The sequence below is a fragment of the Pectobacterium brasiliense genome, assembly GCF_016950255.1.
In the GTDB taxonomy this organism is placed as follows: domain Bacteria; phylum Pseudomonadota; class Gammaproteobacteria; order Enterobacterales; family Enterobacteriaceae; genus Pectobacterium; species Pectobacterium brasiliense.
In genome coordinates, this window is the sequence record NZ_JACGFN010000001.1 from 1,285,842 (window position 1) to 1,307,012 (window position 21,171).

The window sequence follows — 21,171 nt, forward strand, 5'->3', positions numbered from 1 at the left end:
TCGTCAGTTAATATTTATTTAAGCCTGATAATTTCTTAGTAGAAATCTACTCATTACTTTCACATATAAGATATATAAATTGTTCCACAGTTGGAGAAAATATAGATTTCTCATGCTCTGTGTCTTTTGAAGAATTCTATGATGCAGCTATTCATACTCTTTTCCTGACGATTTTCAACGTTTTTAAATGATCATTTTCGTAGTAATAGGTTGTTTGTTTTAACTAGGAATCATTAGTCTTACGGATAGGTATGCCATCAAATTTGTTAACCGTTCATGATGTTTTTTAATATATGAAAACTCATTGATTCCTACAGTTACCGAAATCTCTTATCAGGGGCTACAGAATAAAACATATACTATATTTAAATTATCCAATTAAATCAACCAGTTAAATGGATAGACTTTTGTATTAGATTTCTATGGTATGCTTGTTGCTAGTTAATGGCTATGGGGCAGATATATCCGATGAATGGAATTAAAACAGGCTCAACAACTAAAGATCATATTGTTGATGCGGCGCTTGAAGTAATCCTCGATACAGGGGTCATTGGCGCGACCTTCAGGCGTATAGCAACCAAAGCAGGTGTATCCCCTGGTACGATGACATACTATTTTTCCAGTATTAATGAGATACTTGACGCTGCTTTTCGCAAAATGGTTTCTCAGATAGCAGTAGTCTTCCGAAAACGTTTGATGGATGCTCGCAAACCCGATGAAGCCGTCGAAGCTGTAGTTGATTTGATTTGTGGTGACATTTGGGCGACTCCCCGTCACATGCTACTAAGTTTTGAACTCTATGCTTTTGCCTCCCGGCAGCCTCAATACCAGACGGTCATGACTGAATGGATGGATAAATCCCGTGATGCATTATACCAACATTATGATCTTAAAACAGCCAGCTCTCTTGATGCAATGATTGAAGGATTCACTATACATCGTCATTTGAATCCCGATGTGATTTCCAGAGAAGAGGTTCGTCGTTGTGTTTCTCTCATTGCTAACGCTTCCTCTAAAAATAAAGCTGAACTCTAAAAAATAGTTTGACTAATACCGTACACCTGTACGACGATATGCGTCGTACGGGTGTACGGTATTTTTTTTCAGAGGTCTTCATGAAATTACAGAAACTGAGCTTATTATCCCTGTGCGGACTGTTCCTATTGCCGGGGTTTGCTCTAGCGTCTTGGATTACAAGAACTCCTGCACTGAGGGATACATTATCTGCCTCAACGGAAGAGATGGGGTTTATTCTGTTTGGATTTTCTTCAGGTGCAATGTTAGGTGTGCTCAGTTCTAGTAAGCTCATCTCTATTTTCCACGCGAGAATAGTAATACTAACTGGGTTGCTTATGCTGTCTGCAGGTCTTATGGTTATTGGTGTCAGTAGTACCCAACAGCATATGCTCTCTGTATTTGCAGGTATGGTAATTTTTGGAGTAGGTCTAGGCTGGACAGAGATTGCAATAAATGTTGAAGGAGCAACGACAGAGAAAGCCATTGGCCGAGGCCTAATGACTACCCTTCATGGTTGCTTTAGCCTTGGTACTTTTGTAGGAGCAGTAACTGGCATGATTTTTACAGCATACCAGATACCTATTGAACGACATTTATACTTAGTCTCAGCTTTTAATATGTTACTTGCACTGGTACTAATAATACAGGCACCACAGAATAGCCGATATTCTGGCACAGTGAAAACGGGAAAATCTGGTCTTGCAGCTGCTTTTACAGAACTCAAAGATCCTAAATTGCTTATCATTGGTTTTATTGTTCTTGCTATGGCCTTGGCAGAAGGTGCCGCTAATGACTGGCTACCTTTGTTGATGATAGACGGGCATGGGTTTGATGAAACTTCAGGTACCCTTATATATGCAGGTTTTACACTTGCAATGACTATCGGACGATTATCTGGAGGTCCGGTAATAAGAAAACTGGGTAAGAGTATGGTTGTTCGTCTGAGTGCATTGTTTGCAGCTGCCGGTTTGTTGATGGTAATTTATTCCCCATTTCCTGAGGCTGCGGTAGCTGCAGTGATATTATGGGGATTGGGGGCGTCTCTGGGCTTTCCTATAGCGATTTCTGCAGCAGCTGAAGGGAAAGGAAATAGTCAAATTCGAGTATCAATTGCAGCTACTCTAGGTTATGTTGCATTCTTGGTGGGGCCACCAATGCTTGGTTTTATTGGTGAACATAATGGACTTCGCCTTGCAATGTTGCCTGTAATGATTCTGGTTGTTATTGCCTTTATTATTGCACCGCTGATCATAAATAAAGAAAAAAAACATATAGCCCTAAAGTTTATTAAATAGACATATAAAAACCAATGAAATATATTGCACCCCAAAAGCTCAATATTGACTGAGTAAGGTGCATTTCATATTTTCATAAACAATAATATTTTCTCACAACTCAGTTTCGCTGATCATCAGTTTTTTTTCTCGAACGTGGTTATTCTAAAATAGGCAAGTGCAGGCCTGTCTACAGTATGACAGGCTTCCGGTTTATTAGCATATGAAAAAGCTAAATAGCTGCGCCTAATACCGCTACATTTTTGCCAGACCATGCTTTCTTCCGGGAAACGGGCTGGCGGTTTCCGTAAAATTGCGAACTTTTCTCAACAGTTGCCACATTGAACGGCACTGATGATTGTGGGTTATTGTATCGTGCAACACTTGCCATAACCGTTCAACATGATTAACCCATGGCGAGTAAACCGGCTGATAAATAACGTTAAATTTGGGATTATCTTTCAGCCAGTTTCGAGTTTTCTCACTCTTGTAAATAATGTAGTTATCCACGATAAGCGTGATCATTTTTGCCCTGCGGTATGTCGCTTTCAGGTGTTGCAGCAGGCTGATAAACAAAGACGAATCTTTGCTGCCGCCGCCCACGGAGCTCACTTTTCCTGTGCCACTGTGCAACGCGCCTGCCAGATAATATGTTTCATTCTGCCCCGGGGTGACCACCCGTTTTTGCCGCCCTCGGACCTGCCAGTCCGCACCCATTTTGGGATTAAGATGGATATCCACCTCATCTTCGTAAAACACCGGATGCTCAATGCTGCATTCATCCAGAGCCTTGCGGATGGCCGCCATTTTTTCATTCTTCTGTGGATCGCGTATATGCAGGATATGGGCTGCTCTGTGCCACACCAGCCCCGCAGAAGGTAGCAAGCGGCAGATCGTGCAGGGATGAAGTTTACAGCCAGTTATCTCGTTGATTTTTATTGCCAGAAGTTCAGTACTACAGCGGGAGCCTTGATAGCCAAAGTCAGCTGAACAGCGTCTGATAAGCTGTACCAATAGTGCGCAAATTTGCTAAAATGACCACTGGCGTTGACGACACGGACGCAGCGATATCAGACCTTCAGTGCCATAAAGAGTAAACCAGTTGAGCCAGCGCCCGACGGATGAACGGGCGCATCAGTGCGTTCTGGCAACGTCGGTAACACGATGACCCCGGTGTCGCATCAACATGGCTGTCAGTCTGCGGGCATGGTTCTTGTCGCGTGTTCTATGGATAGTTTTCTGCATCAGGCGTCGTTCGGTTCGGGGTATTGGTGCCTCAGTATAGAAGAACAGCGTTCGATGTTAGTCTTTAGATAAAGTAGCCTTTTATGCTAACATTGATAGGTGTAGTGCTACGCTGTTTTTAACGTAATATTGCACAATGAGTTACCGAATGAACTGCCTTATCTACCGCCACTAATCTGGCCGAAGGTGACTTGACTAATTTATATACTTAAAAGGAACGCAACTGCTTTACGTGAGCCAGACAGCAAACCTCTCCGTTATGGATTGTTTGATTTAAAAACGATGGGCACAGCACAGATGTTGCGAGAGGGCTTTATGTTTACCGAAAAGGCAGGCATATCTATCTACGCAGAGTTTTTCCTAAAAAGACACAAAAAATCCCATCGAGTGAGATAACAATGGCCTTTGAGCGTCTTGAGGAGATACTTGATAAAAAAGTTAAAGGTATCGCATGGGAGATGGTTAAGAGTGAATTAATATCAAACGCCGATGTACAGGCTGCCTATGAAGTTGAAGAACGTAAGGAAAGACTGCAGCTACGTTTGCAGAGTGGCGCAGTCATGCTGGATTAACAAGGACTCAGGTTGCTGAACGCATGGGTGTCACTCCGCCTACTGTATCACGCATGGAGTCAAATGTAATTCGAGCCAGTATTGAAACGTTGGCTAGATATGTAAGAGCATGTGGGATAAAACACGCTCAGATAACGTTACAGTTTTTAAGACGCTTTATGCGACTTTCAATTAAAAATTCTTTCGCACGTATGATATAAGGAGTGATTTTGTCTTTTTTCAATAAGATATTAATGATCGGCATTCTTTCGATAAGTAATACAGCTATGGGAGTATCATACGAATTACCGGGTAACGGTGGGCGTTTGGTTGGTGAAACCTTAACAATCACTACACCCGATAACAACATAAAATCTCTGGAGTTTTTTGCAGCTAAATATCAACAGGGCTTGAGCAACATGCTTGAGGCTAATCCTGGCGTGGATGTACTCCTTCCTAAATCAGGAATAGAGCTGAAGGTGCCGCAAAAATTAATTCTCCCCGACACGATTAGAGAGGGGATTGTTATTAATGTAGCAGAGATGAGGCTGTATTATTATCCTAAAGGGAGCAATACAGTTGAGGTTTTACCGATTGGAATTGGACAGGCTGGCCGTGATACACCAACAAACTGGGTTACCTCCGTAAAATATAAGAAAGAAGGACCAACATGGACTCCTACAGCCGCAACCCATAGAGATTATGCTCGGAGGGGGGAATCACTACCAGCTTTCTTTCCTGCAGGACCAGAGAATCCAATGGGTTTGTATGCTATTTACATAGGTAATTTATATGCCATACATGGTACCAATGCAAACTTTGGCATTGGTTTGAGAATAAGTCAGGGTTGTGTACGTCTGCGAAACGACGACATCAAATATTTATTTGAAAACGTTCCAAATGGTACTAGGGTTCAATTCATTAACGAGCCGATTAAAGTAAGCTTAGAGCCGGATGGAACTCATTGGATTGAGGTGCATGAACCACTATCCAGAACTCGTCAAGAATTTGAATCAAATATAAAGATCCCCACTTCACTTAACAAGAAAGTTAATGCCTTCATTAATGAAAGTAATATTGACTCCGTCATTTCAGATAGAGAGATTGAGAGACGCTCAGGAATCCCTACGCGTGTAAAGTAACATAGAGGAAGTGGTATTGAATAACGCTTAGTGTTGTATAACGTATTGTATTTGTGAATTTCCTATGGTAAAGATTGATGTGGCACGTATGGGTTATAACGAAAATTAGCTGTGGACACCTAGATGAAAATGCCAACATCAAATCGGAAGGAAATAACAACCCTATTTTACTCAAAATAAGTATTGTCTTATGCGGGATAAAACACTAAATTGGCGACGCACCCGCCTAATAATTAAATCTCTCATCCAATGAAAATGTGCGTAATTAAATTTAATTACGCACATTTAATATAAACTGCTTGGATTTATTTTATAACACAGGTGTCGCCATCTGATTTATCATTCCATATCCAGCGGAATGCATCACCTGTCAAAGAAGCCATGTGAAAATAATTATGCCCCCCGTCACCTTGCTCAAATCGATAATCATAGCCCTTATAATCTAAAGATGATGCCATTTGTTCATTGGCCAGTTTCCAGTTACCAAAAATCGTATCAATCTCATTCTTACCATCCTGTAAAAACACTTTTATTGGTTTTTTTTCTTCTTGCCTTACAGCAGAAATATAACGGTCTGCTCCCCGAATATTAACGTAGCTACCTATTGAGGAAATAACTTTCCGGAAAGCATCTGGTCGATGCCATGCAACACCAAAAGCTCCAGATCCTCCAGAACTAGCACCCATAACTGCACGACACGCAGGATCTTTAGCTATATTGTATTTACTCTGAATCAGAGGCAAAACTTCATCGACTAAGAAGTCAGCATACCTGCCATCAGCTGAGTCATACTCCAGGCTTCTATTATCCCTACCACCGTAAATAGGCAACCCATCCCCTTTACTACCTGGATCAATAAATACCGCTATAACTGGTGGGATTTGCTTTTGATAAATCAAATTATCTAAAGCATTAGGTATTGGGAATGAATATTTTTTCTCTTTCCCATACTCTAAATAAGATTTACCATCTAAAAACACCATCAATCTTGTGGGTTTTTTATCATTGTAATTAGCTGGTATATAAATCCAGTATTTATGTTCTGCATCAGGATATGCTTTACTCCTCACCAAAGTATGCTCGGTTATTTTTCCCTTAGGAACACCACTTACATTTAATAGTTCAGGCGCTGGTTTATAGTTACCACCGTCCTTTGAGTACTGCAACACATCCTTATCAGGAATGCCGGGAAAACCGAATTTCAATTGTTCCCTAACCTCATTAAATTCTTTATCATTCATGATATTAACCTGAGCTAGTAAAGTTTGTGGTAGTATAGAAAAAGATAAAATAGCCATAAAAGTTATTTTTTTTGAAGGCTTCATAGCAACCTCATTTTGTGATGAAAAATCATTAATCTTCCTTTACATATCTACTAATTTTCATTGAGTTAGCATCATTACTATTCATAATTTTTTGCAATCGGAGTTTCACTAAATGAACTCATAGAAGCCTCTGCATCCTTAACACTATTCCATTGAATAATAACTCAAAATCATGGTTATCACCAACAGCGTACTCCCTTGATATGAATCACGTCTACTTGGGAACATGCTGAACCTCAATGTAAGTGTGATCCTACCCAGCAATAGTGGACACGCGACTAAGTGAGTAAACTCTCAACCAGAGGTGATTACTCATGACAAAACCAGTACCAACCAGCAAAACACCCCGCAAACAGTACACACCCGAATTTCGCGATGAAGCCCTTAAACTGGCTGAGCGTATTGGAATCGCTGCTGCTGCCCGTGAACTCAGCTTGTATGAATCCCAGCTCTACAACTGGCGGAGTAAACAACACCAGCAGATGAACTCATCAGAGCGAGAGAATGAACTGGCTGCCGAAAATGCGCGTCTGAAGCGCCAACTGGCGGAGCGCGATGAAGAACTGGCTATTCTCCAAAAGGCCGCGACATACTTCGCGAAGCGCCTGAAATGAAGTATGTCTTTATCGAAAAGCATCAGGCAGAGTTCAGCATCAAAACCATGTGTCGGGTGCTTCAGGTTGCCCGCAGCGGCTGGTATGTCTGGCGCAGGCGTCGTTGTCAGATAACCCCGCGCCAGCATTTCCGGCTCATTTGCGATGAGGCTGTCCGTAAGGCATTCGCTGGGGCAAAACAGCGTTATAGTGCGCCACGTCTTGCTGATGAGTTGCCGGAGTACAACATCAAAACCACCGCTGCGAGCCTGCGCCGTCAGGGGTTGCGGGCGAAAGCCAGCCGTAAATTCAGTCCGGTCAGCTACCGTGAACATGGCCTGCCGGTATCGGAAAACCTGCTGAAGCAGGACTTCATAGCCAGCGGCCCGAACCAGAAGTGGGCAGGCGACATCACGTATCTTCGCACGGACGAGGGCTGGCTGTATCTCTCGGTGGTCATTGACCTGTGGTCACGGGCCGTTATTGGCTGGTCGATGTCGTCACGAATGACGGCGCAACTGGCGTGTGATGCGTTACAGATGGCGCTCTGGCGTCGGAAGCGACCGAAAAACGTTATTGTCCATACCGACCGTGGCGGACAGTACTGTTCAGCGGATTACCAGACTCTGCTGAAACGGCATAATCTGCATGGCAGCATGAGTGCAAAGGGTTGTTGCTACGATAATGCCTGTGTGGAAAGCTTTTTCCATTCACTGAAAGTGGAATGCATCCACGGGGAACGCTTTATCAGCCGGGAAATAATGCGAACAACGGTGTTTAATTATATCGAGTGTGATTACAATCGGTGGCGACGCCACAGTGCTTGCGGCGGTCTCAGCCCGGAACAATTTGAAAACCAGAACCTCGCTTAGGGCTGTGTCCACATTACGTGGGTAGGATCACTATAGGCCAAAACAGATGATCGTCGATGCCACCTTTCCCTTCACATTGCTCTCCCCGATTGATAGAGTGCGCGTAGGGAACTCCAGCCCAAGTATGATGCATGTAACGTTTTAAAACATGTGAATCTTCATTATTGCCATAACCCAATCACCACATTCAGCAAAGACAGCTCAAACTATCTATATGTAATCAGCAACTTTCGGTGGTCATTCTGGTGGTCTTGACAGACTAGCAATTCAGGTTTAGCTTATTTATTAGCCAGTTACTGGCAAAGGCGATCCCAGTCAGAGGAGCCAAATTTAGAAAATCCCGCTTAAGGAAACTTAAGCGGGATTTTTGTTTTTATCCATTTATTCAATATTTTCACGTGAAAATCCTTCCCTATGCTTTTTCAGTTTTCCCTCCTCATCGGAAGAATTTGGTGGTCAGATTCGGGGTCTTTCCGGTTCGATGACGGAGTGACCCCAAATGCCTCTTAACGACTTAAAAATCCGCAACGTGAAACCATCCGCAACCCCCTTCAAAGAAACGGTACGGAAATGCCCGAGACTGGCACCATGGCACACTAGCAAACCCTTTTCCCATTCGTGCCAGCGCTAGCTCTTTTGCGAGCCCATCCTGTCAGGCATACCTTTGTGAAATCACTTAACCTTTTATGCGATGGATGTCAGCACCTATCTGACAATGAAACGATGACGTTTACCCAGCCAGAGAAACATGACTGTTTCTGGATTAATGATTGCCAGCTCATCCATCTCTTTAAGTAATCTTTGACCCATTTATCATGGCCTTTCCCTCTTTTTCACTCAGTGAACCGGGAGGCGAAGACCCAAACTCTGCGGATAGGGGTCAAAGTAATTTTGAGTTAGCAGATAGCGGTCAGGGTATTCGGCCAGATAGTGCTTCAGCAGCGTAAGTGGGGCGAGGATGGGCAACAGTCCATCGCGATAGTGCAGGATCACCTCGCGCAGTTCACCACGCTGGCGGAGGGTCAACTGATTACGGAAATAACCCTGAATATGCATTAGCACGTTGGTGTGATTTTTCCGCGAAGCGGGTTTCTTCAGGATTGTCATCAGTTTTTCGCGATAGGCCACAAAGAAATCATCCAGGTTTTCCCATTCATGAAGCGACGCGACAAACGGCCCGATCTCACGGTAGCCCACCTGGTGGTGTGCCAGCAGTTGAAGTTTATAGCGGCTGTGGAAGTCCAGCAGCGCGCGGCGCGTGAGGCCGTTGGCACGCAGAGTGTTCAGCTCATGCAGGGCGAAAACACGCTCGACAAAGTTCTCCCGCAGCACCGGATCGTGCAGGCGACCATCTTCTTCAACCGGTAACCACGGGTATTTCTCCAGTAATGAAGCGGTAAAAAGACCAACTCCCTCTTTACGCCCGCGATTGCCTTTTTCGTCATACAGCCGCACGCGTTCCATACCGCAACTCGGCGATTTGGCACAAACGATAAAGCCCGACAGTTGCCCCAAATGTGAGAGGTAAGTCTCGGCGAAGTCGGCCATTTTCTCCGTTACATCGTCGTGTGGGGCATGACTGAAGCGCATGCGGATGTCGCCTTCCACCGTCTGTACCAGACGTAGAGCCGGACGGGGCACGGGCAGGCCGATGGACATCTCCGGGCAGACGGGTTTGAAGGTCACCCACTGCGCCAGCTCATCCATGACAAAGTTCATGCGTTTATGCCCGCCGTCAAACCGTACGGCTGAGCCGGTTAAACATCCGCTGATCCCAATGACGGGTTGAATAGTCATGGCACTCCCCTCTTTACTGCGTATTTCGGGTGAAGAAAAGCGTGACCGTCCCGACGGTGATCCCGAATTTCTTCATCTCTGTTTTATTAAAAAGATGCGTGCCATCCTGTAGGTACATCCAGTCGTCAAAGTGCAACAGCCAGGTACGACCGTCAGCTTTAACGTTCATACTGTAATGCCAGTTAAAAGCATTGCCCGCAGCCTGACCTGTCGCCACACCTTCAATATCGCCCGCGGTGCCCTCGTAGCGATCGGCAGCAATGCGACGGATATGCCACACGCGCTGCTGTTGCTCACCGTCGTCATAGACGAAATGCTCGTTAAGCGTCAGCGTGTCGCCGATGACATTACCGGTGATGTCGACGTGGAAGCGACGCAGCTGTTTACCGCTGCGATCCTGCACCATGCCCCACGCTTCGGTTTTCCCCTGAAAATACTGGAAGATATCTAGTGACGGCTGTTGATGTCGGTAGTCAGTAACCTCTGTGCTACAGCCTGTCAGCATTACCAGCATCAGGCACAGTGTCAGAATACGTTTCATTTTTTACCTCCGATCAGCTGTTGACGCAGTTCGGGATATTGCGTGCGAGGATCGAGCCAGATGGCCAGAAAATATGTACTGAAGGTTTCAGGCTGGCTCGGACCGAGCGGGACAAAACTTTTTTGTGATGCCGAGGCGCGGTACCAGAATTGCCCTTGCCTACCGTTAAACACAAAGGCCAGTTGCGCCCCCGGTGTGACGTCGGGCCAAAGGGAATGCAGCATACGCAGCCAGGATTCACTCTGCGGTTCGCGCGCCAGAATGCCCTGCGCCTGCCACTGATCGCGAGTGGCCTCGACCAGCTCGTCGCGGTCGATATTGCGTTTGTAGGTAATAATCAACGCCTGATCCTGTTCCGGACCGTTATACCGGCCGTCGGGCGTGAGCAGTTGGGAGGTATAGACGGTGAACGGCCCCCAGGTTAGGGTTGCATCACCCACTTTGCGCCAGCTTAACCAGTCGGCGGAATGGGCGACGGGCGTGATGGCCGTCAGCCACAGCAACATCAATAACGCGGTTCTCATTGTCGCTTCCCCATCAACATGTGGAAAAACAGCATCAGAATCAGCCAGCCCGACGCCATCCAACTGGCGACGATAATGTCAGGCTTCAGGAAGGTCATCGCGCCCAGACGTTCACCGATGATGTACGCCACTGGCCCGCCAAAGGTCGCCAGCAACGTCAGTAGCCACACCGGCAGCGTGGTCGTGCGGGTCAGTTCAGTCCAGACGGTAGCGAACATCAACCACAGCGCCACCATCCACAGCGGCAGCAGCATGTCGCCATCAAAGTCGATCAGCCCCGCCCACACCCAAAGCGCATCAAGACCGCTCCCCACCGCGGCGAGCAGGAGGGCGTAAAGACGGTGTGCAGGCGACAGCATCAGGCAGGCCAGTATCGCGAGAGCAAGCCACAAAAACAGGCCTCGTTCACGAAACAACACCACCAGCGTCCAGTAGAGATCGAACGCGATTGCCATCAGAAAGACCTGCACATAGCGCTTCATACGCGCTCCGCGGTCAGTTGTACCGCACTGATAGTGCGTGCATTAAATCCGGCTTCGCAGTAGCCAAAGTAGTAGAGCCACATACGACGAAACCGGTCATCAAAACCGAGTTTTTCAATATCCTGCCAGGCATGTACAAACCGCTGCCGCCACTGTGCCAGCGTGCGAGCATAATCAGGCCCCATATCGAACAGATTGCGGACGACAAAATCGGTGTGTCGCGTCATCAGCTCACTCATCACCGTAATGCTTGGCAAAAAACCGCCGGGGAAGATGTAGCGTTGGATAAAATCGACGCTTTTGCTGTAGTCGCGGTAGCGCTGATCCTGAATGGTGATGGCCTGAATCACCATTTTCCCTCCCGGGCGCAAACGTGCCTGACAGGTGCGGAAGAAGGCTGGCAGGTAGCGTTGCCCTACCGCTTCTATCATCTCGACCGACACCAGCTTATCGAACTCGCCAGTCAGATCGCGATAGTCACACAGCAGGACTTGCACTCGATCCTGCAACCCCGCGCGGGCAATCCGCGCTTTCGCCCAGTCGTACTGCTCCTGCGACAGCGTGGTAGTGGTGACGCGGCAGCCGTAATGACGAGCGGCGAACTCCGCCATCGCCCCCCAACCGGTGCCAATTTCTAGCAGGTGATCGCTGGCCGTCAGCGTCAGTTGTTCACACAGACGGGCCATCTTTGCCCGCTGGGCCAGAGTAAGATCCTGCTCGTCGGCGGTGAACAGCGCGCTGGAGTAGAGCAGTTCTTCATCGAGAAAATGTGCGTAGAACTCATTGCCCAGATCGTAATGAGCCGCGATGTTTTCCCGCGCCTGCTGCCGATGGTTGCGCCGCGTCCAGTGGCGAAGCCGCTCAATGGGCCTGCCCAACAGACGAAAGCCGCTTTCCATCTGCTCTAGCACCTTGCTGTTGAGCGCAAGAATCTGCAACAGCGGGGTGAGCTGATTCGTCTCCCACTCGCCGTCTATCCAGGCTTCAGCAGCGCCGAGGCTACCGCCAGTCAGCAAACGCCAGTACACGCTTGGAGCAAGGATCTGCACGTCGGCGCGCAGTGCGGCGGCGGCATCGCCAAAATGGAAAGTCTGTGCCCCTTCACGTACCGTGATCGCGCCCTCGCGGATACCACTTAGCAAACGAAAGAGCAGCCAGCGCGCGATACGAGCGTTGCGCGGGATGTCGGGTTCAAGCGCAAAGACGGGATCGGTCATGAGCGTTCACTCCTGCTAACGGGATGGTTGTACAGCGGCACACGCTTAAGCCACAGCCTCAGCGCCTGCCAATAAATAGCGAACACAGTTTTCAGCGTCATCAACGGTATACGCAGTAGAAGTGACGTCAGGTTTGCGCGCGTCAGTGGTTCACGGCGCAGCACCAACGTGGCATCGAATACTTTGGATTCCTGGTGATTTTCGATATGCATATGCAGCGTTTTACCGGGGCTGTTGAAACGCCAGTGGTAAACCATGTCCATCGGGTTAAAGGGGGAGACGTGGAACGCCTTTTCCAGCGGGCGAGCCTCCTGACCATCGACCGCGTAGTAATGGCGCTCGTTCCACGGAGTATTACGCACCTCGGCCAGTATCCAGCGCAGGATGCCCATATGGTCATAGCAGTAGTAAAAATTGACCGGATTAAAGTGGAACCCGAAATAGCGCAACTGGGTCAGAAGCATAACCCGACCATCAGGTCGCTCGCCGGTCAGGCTTTCAAGCCGGTCAAGGACGTTGTCTTTGAGCGGCGTGCCGAGCGGGTAGTCCGCATCGTGGAAAGCGGCAGCAGCAAATCGGTTACGGCGGATGCCTGCCGACGGCAGCACGTCGAGTTCATCAAGATCGAGCCAAGCCATAAACATACTGTAGCGAAAATGGTGCACTTTCGGCTGGAGCCGCCGATGGCGTAAAACTCCCTGATACAGGCAACTGTTCATTTCAGTTCCCCTCTCCTGCGGCGGCGATCCCCTTCACCACATCGAGTGCACTACGTACGCCATCTTCATGAAAACCGTTGTACCAGTAAGCCCCGCAATACCAGCTCCGCTGACAGCCGTTAATCTCACCGCGGCGCGCCTGTGCGCGCCAGCTTTTGGGGTTAAACAGCGGGTGTTCATAGACAAAGCGCTTCCAGACATAGCGCTCGTCAATCGGTGTTTCCGGATTCAGAGTAACGCAGAACAGGGGGCTACCCTCTGGCAACCCTTGTAAGATATTCATGTTATAGGTGACACAGGCGCTATCCTGTTCACGCTCACTCAGGCGATAGTTCCAACTGGCCCAGGCGCGCTGGCGCACCGGCAGCCAGCGCGGGTCGCTGTGTAACACCACCTCGTTACGCTGCCAGCCGATATCCCCCAGTACTTCACGTTCGGCCGGCGTCGGCTCGTCAAGCATCGCCAATGCCTGCGCAGAATGGCAGGCGAAAATCACCTGATCGAACGTATAGCTCGACTCCTCAAGCTGGATCTGAACGCCTCCGTCGTGGCGTATCACCTTCTGTACCGGCGCGTTGAGATGAAGGGTCAGGCGATCGCCCAGCTGTGCCAGCATAGCGCGAATGTACTCCCGTGAACCGCCGGGCACCACGTACCACTGCGGACGATGAGCGATATCCAGCAGACCGTGGTGCTCAAAGAAACGCAAAAACAGCGGCAGCGGGAAGCGGCGCATCTCCTGAAGCGACGACGACCAGATAGCGGCTCCCATCGGCAAAATGTAATGACGGGCGAAAAAACTGCTGAAATGGTGCTGATCGAGGAAAGTCTGTAGCGTAGCGCTCTCGTCCACCTCACCCGCCAACGCTTCTTTTGCCAATCGATTAAAACGTACGATCGATTTAAGCAGCCCCCAGAATGTCGGATTGACAAGATTACGACGCTGGGCAAACAGCGAAGCGACAGTATGGCCGTTATACTCCAGACCGTTCTCTGGGTTATGCACGGAGAAGCTCATTTGCGTTTTTTGCCCACGGATGCCCAACTCGCTGAGCAGGCCCATAAAACGCGGATAGGTGCGGTCGTTATAGACGATAAACCCAGTATCGATGGCATACATCCCTTGCGGAGTGGTGACATCAACCGTAGCGGTATGCCCACCTAACGTGGGTTCAGCCTCGAAAAGCGTAACCTGATGGTGTCCGGCCAGTCGCCAGGCACTAGTCAACCCGGCGATACCGCTGCCGATAATAGCAATGTTCATGAACGCACCATCCTGCGCAGCAACGCGCGCTGAAGAAAATTAGGCAGCCCTGCCAGCAGGCGCAAAATCAGGCTGAAGCCTGTCGGGAACGCGATGTGGTCTTTCCCTTTAGCCAGACCACGACGGATAGCCTCCACGGCGCTGTCCACGCTCACCTGACCGGGCATGGAAAAATCATTTTTGCGGGTCAGTGGCGTGTCAACAAAGCCCGGCGAGACGACCGTGACGGCAATCCCTTTTGGTTCCCAATCCAGACGCAGGCTATTGGCAAACCAGGTCAGCGCCGCTTTCGATGCACCATAAGCCTCTGCCCGTGGGAAGTGCAGCCAGTGCGCCATGGAGCTGACCAGCACCACGCGGTTTCCCGAAACTAGCTGCCCCTGTAGCGCGGCCAGACAGTTTACCGGCCCCAGAACATTGGTGGTCATCACCCGTTCCACCAGCGCGGCATCCACAACGCCATGATCCAGATATTCACAGGTTCCCGCACAGAGAATAACCAAATCGGCAGCACAGTTGGACAGCGCCTGACGGCAGGCCTCAGGATCGGTCATATCGAACGACCTAGCGGTGATGTTTGGGCTGTATTGGTGTAACGCCTCCAGCCGATCTGGATCCCGCCCGCAGGCGATGACGCGGTAGCCGTCATCGGCCCAGGATTTTGCGAGCCCCTCGCCTATGCCAGAGCTTGCACCCGTGATGAGGACCGTTTTCATGAACGCACCCTCCTTTTCACACCGCGTACCGCCCAGCCCAGTAACGGGAGGTGTTCGTAGATCATCTCTCCAGCGTCGTAATAATCGCGCTGACGAATAATCAGATCGTCCTGAATATCCACGATTGAGCATCCTTCCAGGGTAAGCGCGTCTCCCCCGGCAACTCGCGGGTGGGCCCAGTGCATGGTCCAGGTTACGGCAAAGCGATGGCCGCTGCTGAGGGAAGGGTTAATGGAAAAGCGGCACTGCTCAACGTTAGCCAGCAGATGGGTGAAATACCGCTGGATCGCAACCAGCCCCTCATGTTCACCAAACGGATCGATAAGCGAAGCATCCGGATGATAAATCGCGGCCAGCGCCGATGGCTGCTGGGTATCCAGCTCGGCGTAGTAATCCACAAATCGGTTGATGACGGATGACAATGTGTTCATGAGTCTCACCTGGGCTTTGAACAACGTGGCGTAATCGCATAATTAAAATCTACACAATTATTTTTATTTGTCCAAGTTTTACCGAGGTTATTTTTTATTTGATAATAATATCAATATATTGCTTATGTTCATTTTACAGGTGAAACTTTCTATTCTTAGAAAGCGTTACCCGTCCGCCACCTTTGCAGGTGGCAGCGAAGTGAAGGATTGGGAGATGAAAAAGCGGAATTACAGAGGAATGACGTCTAAGGAAGCGACGTGCTGTTGCCAAAGGTCAATCTGTTTTTTGCGAGCCGCGGTGAGTTTACAGGTGGTGACCAGCAGCCATTTTCGCTCCGGGAAAACCTCCGGAGCCAGAGTGGCTGGCGGTACGGGAAGGACGTCAATGCGAAGCCCCTGACCGGTGCGCATGAGCGCTTCGAGCCAAATTTCGCATGGATCGCTCAGATGCCAACCGGTAATCAGATAGTTATCACCTGGCGCTCTTTTATCCCCTTCAAGGCAAAACGACGTGTAGGAGATGATGATGCCGTCGAGGATTTCGCGCAGGGTCATCATCGCCGGAATATTGGCCGAGACTTTGCTGCGCAGCGGACGCAATACCTCACTGACCAGTTCCGTACGCGGATACTCGCGGCCCGCGTCGTAAATCAGCTGGCGCAGGGATTCGATTTTTCCCTCTTTCAACCGTTGCAACATGCTTTCCTGCAGGGCAAGCCAATTATTTGTTCGACGCGTGCCTGGGCGAGCCAGCAGCGGTTTCACCTGGCTGACCGGGACCCCTTTTTTCACCCAGTCGAGAATTTTTAACGCCTGTTGGACATCGTCATCGCTGTACAACCGGTGGCCACCCTCTGTGCGCATCGGTTTGAGCAGGCCGTAACGACTCTGCCAGGCGCGGAGCGTCGTCGCATTTATCCCACAAAGCCGGGAAAATTCACCGATGGAGTAAGACATGTACTCAGCCTGATAGTAAACAATGCTCTCAATATACTACGAATAACGTCAGGTTGAATGACGGCGTTGTCTTACAAACACGCCTACCGTTCACGGAATCAACCCGGCCCTTCGCTCCCTGCCGCCAGCAGCGGGACCAGAACATCGCTAATAGGCGTAGGAATACCCCGCGCACGACCATAACGTTGTACCACACCGTTGCGGATATCCCATTCCAGCGGGCGGTTAGCCTGTCGGTCTGCAAGAATTGACGTGCCTAAATCCGCAGGCGCACGCTGAAAATTATCCACGATTTCCTGCGCAACCCCATCATCCAGCGCAGCCCCCTCGGCACGAGCTACCGCAAGACACTCGCGCAAATAGGCCAGAGCCAGCTCAGTAACATCGCCGCGTGAGAACATACCGGCACGGCGATTAGCAAGCACCATCAAGCCTGCGACCGCATTTTGCAACAGTTTGCGCCATGCGACAGATAAAAAATCCGCGGACAGCTCAACTGCGCAGCGTGTACCACTGAGCGCCTCAGCGACGCATTTTGCTTGCGGTACATCCGGCAGCGTCAGACGCGGTTTGGCGCGCAGCCAGACTGAAGCATCCGGCTCGCGCTGAGCCGGAAACCAGACCACTGAAGGCAACACCGTTGCGCCATTGACCCAAGGTTCAAGTTGGGTTTTCTGCTCGACGCCATTTTGCAGAGCACAGACCACCGTATTTTCATCGCATAACGCATTCAGCCACTCGGCGCTGTCGACGTTTTGGGTGGTTTTCACCGCGACAAACACCAGATCGAATGGATGGCTGATAGCCACCGGATTGCTCAATACCGGGCCCGGCACCACAATTTCACCATCATCGTGACGCAGAACTAATTGCGGATGCGCAGTGCGTCCGCAAAGGACTGGCGTACGGTTAACGTCATGCAGTACAGCGGCAATAGTAGTACCGATTGCCCCCGGCCCAAGAAGAGCAATAGTGGGATGATCTGACATCTTGTGTTCTCCTGATTTGATTAACCCATCATCAGTGTGCCGACGGCAATCACCGGGCACACCCGCATTTTCTCCGCGTTATCGATCTCGGTAAATAGCATCATTCACTTTTAGAGATCTTCCGACATCCTGACCACATGCCTCTGAAAAGATCGCTATGCGGAAAACACGATTCGCTCCGCACCCGCTCATCAGCGGTGAAGATCCTGTTGCGAAGCGCTTTGTTAAGCCCTAACGTGAGCACTATTCTTCACCCGTTGGGTATTCATTACTTTGATTGACGAGGGAAAATGGAACGCTTGTTTGTCTACGGGACGCTGCGCCCAGGCCACGAAAATGCCTATATTCTGGAAAACATCGGTGGAGAATGGCTGCCGGGTGATGTGGCTGGCACATTTTATGAGAGTGGCTGGGGCGCTGCCGAGGGGTTCCCAGGGCTCGTATTGGACGATCACGGGCCGCGCGTCAGCGGTTATCTATTTTTATCTGACAATCTTGAAGCGCACTGGCCAATGCTGGATGAGTTTGAAGAGGGTTACGATCGCGTTGAGGTTATGGTTACTACAGCGGAAAACCAGCAGGTTACGGCATGGGTTTATCAGTTGCAGCCACAGACAGGCCAGTAGCGTTACAAATCAAATACCCCCATCGCCCTGCCCCAGCCAAATTGAAAAATCCCGCTTACGGCTACCTAAGCGGGACGCGACCATCACAACCTCAATGTTGCTTGTTTCCAAACGCCCTTAACAAGCGTTATTCATTGCCCCATTGATTCAGGAACGTCGCGATCTCATCAATACGAAACGCGTCGATCCCAGCTTCACTGGCCATCTCTTTCTGCGCCTCTTCACTGATCTCTTCGTTATTCATTAAGCGGGTGATCAGCAGTTGGAAATAATGCGCCAGAGCGTCACGTTCTGACTCGCTCACCGGCTTTTCAGATTCCGTCGCATACTCATCCGTGATGTCATAAAATTTAAGCGGTATTTCATTGTTCATCAGTCGTCCCCAAGGGTTAAGGTCTATGCCGTTGATGCCTGCATCATCTGACCTGAATAATACCATTCTTATGTCATTTTTCTGTCATCCGTGTGGGACAAGGAACTAAACGAGGACCGTTTTAGCCTCTTAGGCGCGAAAGGCAGGGTGAGCTTTTCGTTTTAGCCTTACCATAAGGTTATGCAGTCAATCGAAACTAACTAATTGAATTATAAATTTAAATATAGCTTTATAAGGGATACCGCAACAGCACCAATTCGCACCGTACACCAGGTCATGAAGATGGCTCATGTCTATTGAAATTAAATCACTTTTACTCACTCAATGACTCTGGCATAAATTGTGCAGTATTATAGACAATATGAAACCTGCAAAATTATAAGACCTGAAAACCTTGGAAAAACAAGCAATAAATTCAGGTTTTATATCAAGAATTAGGATGCAAGACCGCGATGAATAAGAATTTTGCCTTTACGATTAAGAACACGTGTTTCGATGAAAATTATAACCCCTCCGAAAACACGCGTATCACGACCAACTTTGCGAATCTGGCGAGAGGAAAAAACCGCCAAGAGAACTTGCGCAACGCCTTAACGATGATTGACAATCGTTTCAATTCCCTGGCGAGTTGGGATAACCCCAAAGGGGATCGCTATTCTGTCGAACTTGATATCATTTCCGTTGAGGTTGATATAGAAGGCAATGGCGACAGCTTCCCCGTTATTGAAATACTGAAAACCAATATTGTTGATAAAAAAACTAACGAGCGCATTGAAGGCATTGTAGGAAATAACTTCTCCTCCTACGTGCGAGATTATGATTTTAGCGTCTTGCTGTCAGATCATAATAAGAATCACCCCGGATTTAGCACCCCCGATAACTTTGGCGATCTGCATGGCAATCTATTTAAATGCTTCGTAAATTCAGATTGTTACAAAGAGAACTTTAGTAAATCGCCAGTTATCTGCCTGAGTGTTTCAAGTAAAAACACCTATCATCGGACTGGCAATCAGCACCCTGTATTAGGCGTCGAATATCAGCAAGATGAATATTCATTGACCGATCAATACTTCCATAAAATGGGATTGCAGGCTCGCTATTTTATGCCGCCAAATAGCGTCGCGCCTTTAGCTTTCTATTTTTCTGGTGACTTACTGAGTGATTACACGAATCTTGAGCTGATCAGCACCATCGCCACGATGGAGACTTTTCAAAAGATTTACCGACCTGAGATTTACAATGCCAATTCTCCGGCAGGCCAATGCTATCAGCCAAGCCTGAATCATCAGGATCATTCATTCACTCAAATTGTTTACGATAGAGAAGAACGTAGCCTGTTGGCTATCGAGCAGGGAAAGTTTACTGAGAAAAACTTCATCAAACCATACCAAGCTATTCTTGAGCAATGGTCTGCTAATTACGTTCTTTGATTAACCAAACACACAAGGTCACCGATTATTATGAAAATATTATTACCCACCTCCACTGCTGGCAGCTTACCGAAACCTTCTTGGCTGGCGCAGCCTGAGACACTTTGGTCCCCTTGGAAATTGCAAGGCGAGGAACTGATTGAGGGCAAACAAGATGCGTTGCGTTTGAGTCTGGCGGATCAGCAACAGGCAGGCATTGATATTGTCAGCGATGGTGAGCAAACGCGCCAACATTTTGTCACGACGTTTATTGAGCATCTCAGCGGTGTTGATTTCGAGAAACGTGAGATCGTTAAAATTCGTAATCGCTATGACGCGAGTGTACCGACAGTCATTGGTGCGGTGGTTCGCCAGAAGCCCGTTTTTGTTGAAGACGCCAAATTTTTACGTCAGCAAACCACGCAACCCATTAAATGGGCACTGCCTGGCCCAATGACGATGATCGATACGCTCTATGATAGCCACTATAAAAGTCGCGAAAAACTCGCCTGGGAATTCGCCAAAATTCTTAATCAAGAAGCCAAAGAGTTAGAGGCTGCGGGTGTCGACATTATTCAATTTGATGAACCCGCCTTTAATGTGTTTTTTGATGAGGTGAATGATTGGGGAATTGCCGCTTTAGAACGAGCCGTTGAAGGGCTTAAATGTGAAACTGCGGTACATATTTGCTATGGCTATGGCATCAAAGCTAATACCGATTGGAAAAAGACGCTGGGGTCCGAGTGGCGTCAATATGAAGAAATTTTCCCTAAACTGCAAAAATCGGCTATCGATATCATTTCACTGGAATGTCAGAACTCTCGTGTTCCAATGGATCTTATTGAACTCATTCGCGGTAAAAAAGTGATGGTAGGTGCCATTGACGTGGCAACCAATACCATTGAGACGCCAGAGGAAGTCGCTGATACGTTACGAAAAGCCCTTCAGTTTGTGGATGCTGACAAACTCTATCCGTCCACCAACTGTGGCATGACCCCTTTATCTCGTCGCATCGCAAGAGGCAAACTCAATGCGTTAAGTGCCGGCGCGGCAATCGTCCGAAAAGAACTCTTGGCTAAATAACGTCGCCATATAGATCGCTTGAAG

The 21,171-nt window shown here is 48.6% G+C and carries 20 protein-coding genes and 2 pseudogenes; 8 read left to right on the forward strand and 14 right to left on the reverse strand.

Annotated features, from left to right (window positions below; all coding sequences use genetic code 11):
• Nucleotides 1–468: 468 nt before the first annotated feature.
• Together H4F65_RS05860 and H4F65_RS05865 are read left to right on the forward strand one after the other, a co-directional pair.
• Nucleotides 469–1,035 carry a TetR/AcrR family transcriptional regulator gene (locus H4F65_RS05860; protein ID WP_052051620.1) on the forward strand — a complete coding sequence of 189 codons (567 nt, stop codon included), beginning with the start codon at nucleotides 469–471 and terminating at the stop codon, nucleotides 1,033–1,035.
• 80 nt (nucleotides 1,036–1,115) lie between these two features.
• Nucleotides 1,116–2,312, forward strand: a complete 1,197-nt coding sequence (locus H4F65_RS05865; RefSeq protein ID WP_039320401.1) for an MFS transporter — start codon at nucleotides 1,116–1,118, stop codon at nucleotides 2,310–2,312.
• A gap of 234 nt (nucleotides 2,313–2,546) precedes the next feature.
• Here the strand turns inward: H4F65_RS05865 and H4F65_RS05870 are convergent.
• Nucleotides 2,547–3,536, reverse strand: a pseudogene (locus H4F65_RS05870) (IS630 family transposase).
• A 458-nt stretch (nucleotides 3,537–3,994) separates the two neighbouring features.
• Here H4F65_RS05870 and H4F65_RS05880 point away from each other — a divergent pair.
• Nucleotides 3,995–4,308, forward strand: a pseudogene (locus tag H4F65_RS05880) (helix-turn-helix domain-containing protein).
• A 33-nt stretch (nucleotides 4,309–4,341) separates the two neighbouring features.
• The gene (locus H4F65_RS05885) at nucleotides 4,342–5,229 is read left to right on the forward strand and encodes a L,D-transpeptidase family protein (protein ID WP_039320398.1); all 888 of its coding nucleotides are present in this window, start codon (nucleotides 4,342–4,344) and stop codon (nucleotides 5,227–5,229) included.
• A gap of 305 nt (nucleotides 5,230–5,534) precedes the next feature.
• Here H4F65_RS05885 and H4F65_RS05890 read toward each other — a convergent pair whose 3' ends face one another.
• On the reverse strand, nucleotides 5,535–6,554 hold the full coding sequence (locus H4F65_RS05890; RefSeq protein ID WP_010284496.1) for an alpha/beta hydrolase: 1,020 nt from the start codon (nucleotides 6,552–6,554) through the stop codon (nucleotides 5,535–5,537).
• A 314-nt stretch (nucleotides 6,555–6,868) separates the two neighbouring features.
• On the opposite strand from H4F65_RS05890, the gene H4F65_RS05895 reads away from it, so the two are divergent.
• Nucleotides 6,869–8,019, forward strand: a protein-coding gene (locus H4F65_RS05895; RefSeq protein WP_085996947.1) for an IS3 family transposase whose coding sequence is annotated in 2 segments (ribosomal slippage) — nucleotides 6,869–7,127 and nucleotides 7,127–8,019 — 1,152 coding nt in all. Because the reading frame shifts where the segments join, the coding sequence is not laid out codon by codon here.
• Between the two features lie 837 nt (nucleotides 8,020–8,856).
• On the opposite strand, the gene H4F65_RS05900 is transcribed toward H4F65_RS05895, so the two are convergent.
• The 11 genes from H4F65_RS05900 to H4F65_RS05950 form a co-directional block, all read right to left on the reverse strand.
• Entirely contained in the window at nucleotides 8,857–9,816 is a 960-nt protein-coding gene (locus H4F65_RS05900) for a YbgA family protein (RefSeq protein ID WP_010284481.1), read from the reverse strand.
• A gap of 13 nt (nucleotides 9,817–9,829) precedes the next feature.
• Nucleotides 9,830–10,357, reverse strand: a complete 528-nt coding sequence (locus H4F65_RS05905; RefSeq protein ID WP_010284469.1) for a DUF3833 domain-containing protein — start codon at nucleotides 10,355–10,357, stop codon at nucleotides 9,830–9,832.
• Nucleotides 10,354–10,881 (reverse strand): hypothetical protein, encoded by a 528-nt coding sequence (locus H4F65_RS05910; RefSeq protein WP_010284468.1) that lies wholly within the window; start codon nucleotides 10,879–10,881, stop codon nucleotides 10,354–10,356. Before H4F65_RS05910 ends, H4F65_RS05905 begins: the two co-directional genes overlap by 4 nt.
• Entirely contained in the window at nucleotides 10,878–11,363 is a 486-nt protein-coding gene (locus tag H4F65_RS05915; RefSeq protein WP_010284465.1) for a DUF2878 domain-containing protein, read from the reverse strand. Before H4F65_RS05915 ends, H4F65_RS05910 begins: the two co-directional genes overlap by 4 nt.
• On the reverse strand, nucleotides 11,360–12,580 hold the full coding sequence (locus H4F65_RS05920; RefSeq protein ID WP_010284461.1) for an SAM-dependent methyltransferase: 1,221 nt from the start codon (nucleotides 12,578–12,580) through the stop codon (nucleotides 11,360–11,362). Before H4F65_RS05920 ends, H4F65_RS05915 begins: the two co-directional genes overlap by 4 nt.
• On the reverse strand, nucleotides 12,577–13,299 hold the full coding sequence (locus H4F65_RS05925) for a DUF1365 domain-containing protein (RefSeq protein ID WP_010284459.1): 723 nt from the start codon (nucleotides 13,297–13,299) through the stop codon (nucleotides 12,577–12,579). The genes H4F65_RS05920 and H4F65_RS05925 overlap by 4 nt, the downstream gene beginning before the upstream one ends.
• A 1-nt stretch (nucleotide 13,300) precedes the next feature.
• The gene (locus tag H4F65_RS05930; RefSeq protein ID WP_010284457.1) at nucleotides 13,301–14,563 is read right to left on the reverse strand and encodes an NAD(P)/FAD-dependent oxidoreductase; all 1,263 of its coding nucleotides are present in this window, start codon (nucleotides 14,561–14,563) and stop codon (nucleotides 13,301–13,303) included.
• On the reverse strand, nucleotides 14,560–15,279 hold the full coding sequence (locus H4F65_RS05935) for an SDR family NAD(P)-dependent oxidoreductase (protein WP_010284455.1): 720 nt from the start codon (nucleotides 15,277–15,279) through the stop codon (nucleotides 14,560–14,562). Before H4F65_RS05935 ends, H4F65_RS05930 begins: the two co-directional genes overlap by 4 nt.
• Entirely contained in the window at nucleotides 15,276–15,710 is a 435-nt protein-coding gene (locus H4F65_RS05940) for a nuclear transport factor 2 family protein (protein ID WP_010284451.1), read from the reverse strand. Before H4F65_RS05940 ends, H4F65_RS05935 begins: the two co-directional genes overlap by 4 nt.
• Before the next feature lie 228 nt (nucleotides 15,711–15,938).
• A complete protein-coding gene (locus H4F65_RS05945; RefSeq protein ID WP_010284450.1) occupies nucleotides 15,939–16,667 on the reverse strand; it encodes a MerR family transcriptional regulator in 729 nt (242 codons plus the stop codon).
• A gap of 98 nt (nucleotides 16,668–16,765) precedes the next feature.
• On the reverse strand, nucleotides 16,766–17,656 hold the full coding sequence (locus tag H4F65_RS05950; RefSeq protein WP_010284449.1) for an oxidoreductase: 891 nt from the start codon (nucleotides 17,654–17,656) through the stop codon (nucleotides 16,766–16,768).
• A 290-nt stretch (nucleotides 17,657–17,946) separates the two neighbouring features.
• Here H4F65_RS05950 and H4F65_RS05955 point away from each other — a divergent pair, with 290 nt between their 5' ends.
• Complete coding sequence (locus H4F65_RS05955) at nucleotides 17,947–18,282, forward strand: gamma-glutamylcyclotransferase family protein (RefSeq protein ID WP_010284448.1); 336 nt, start codon at nucleotides 17,947–17,949, stop codon at nucleotides 18,280–18,282.
• A 127-nt stretch (nucleotides 18,283–18,409) separates the two neighbouring features.
• On the opposite strand, the gene H4F65_RS05960 is transcribed toward H4F65_RS05955, so the two are convergent.
• A complete protein-coding gene (locus tag H4F65_RS05960) occupies nucleotides 18,410–18,655 on the reverse strand; it encodes a YmjA family protein (protein ID WP_010284447.1) in 246 nt (81 codons plus the stop codon).
• Between the two features lie 452 nt (nucleotides 18,656–19,107).
• Between H4F65_RS05960 and H4F65_RS05965 the strand changes: the two genes are divergently transcribed.
• Together H4F65_RS05965 and H4F65_RS05970 are read left to right on the forward strand one after the other, a co-directional pair.
• Entirely contained in the window at nucleotides 19,108–20,085 is a 978-nt protein-coding gene (locus H4F65_RS05965; RefSeq protein WP_010284445.1) for a DUF1852 domain-containing protein, read from the forward strand.
• A gap of 30 nt (nucleotides 20,086–20,115) precedes the next feature.
• Entirely contained in the window at nucleotides 20,116–21,147 is a 1,032-nt protein-coding gene (locus H4F65_RS05970) for a methionine synthase (protein ID WP_010284442.1), read from the forward strand.
• The last annotated feature ends 24 nt before the right edge of the window (nucleotides 21,148–21,171 follow it).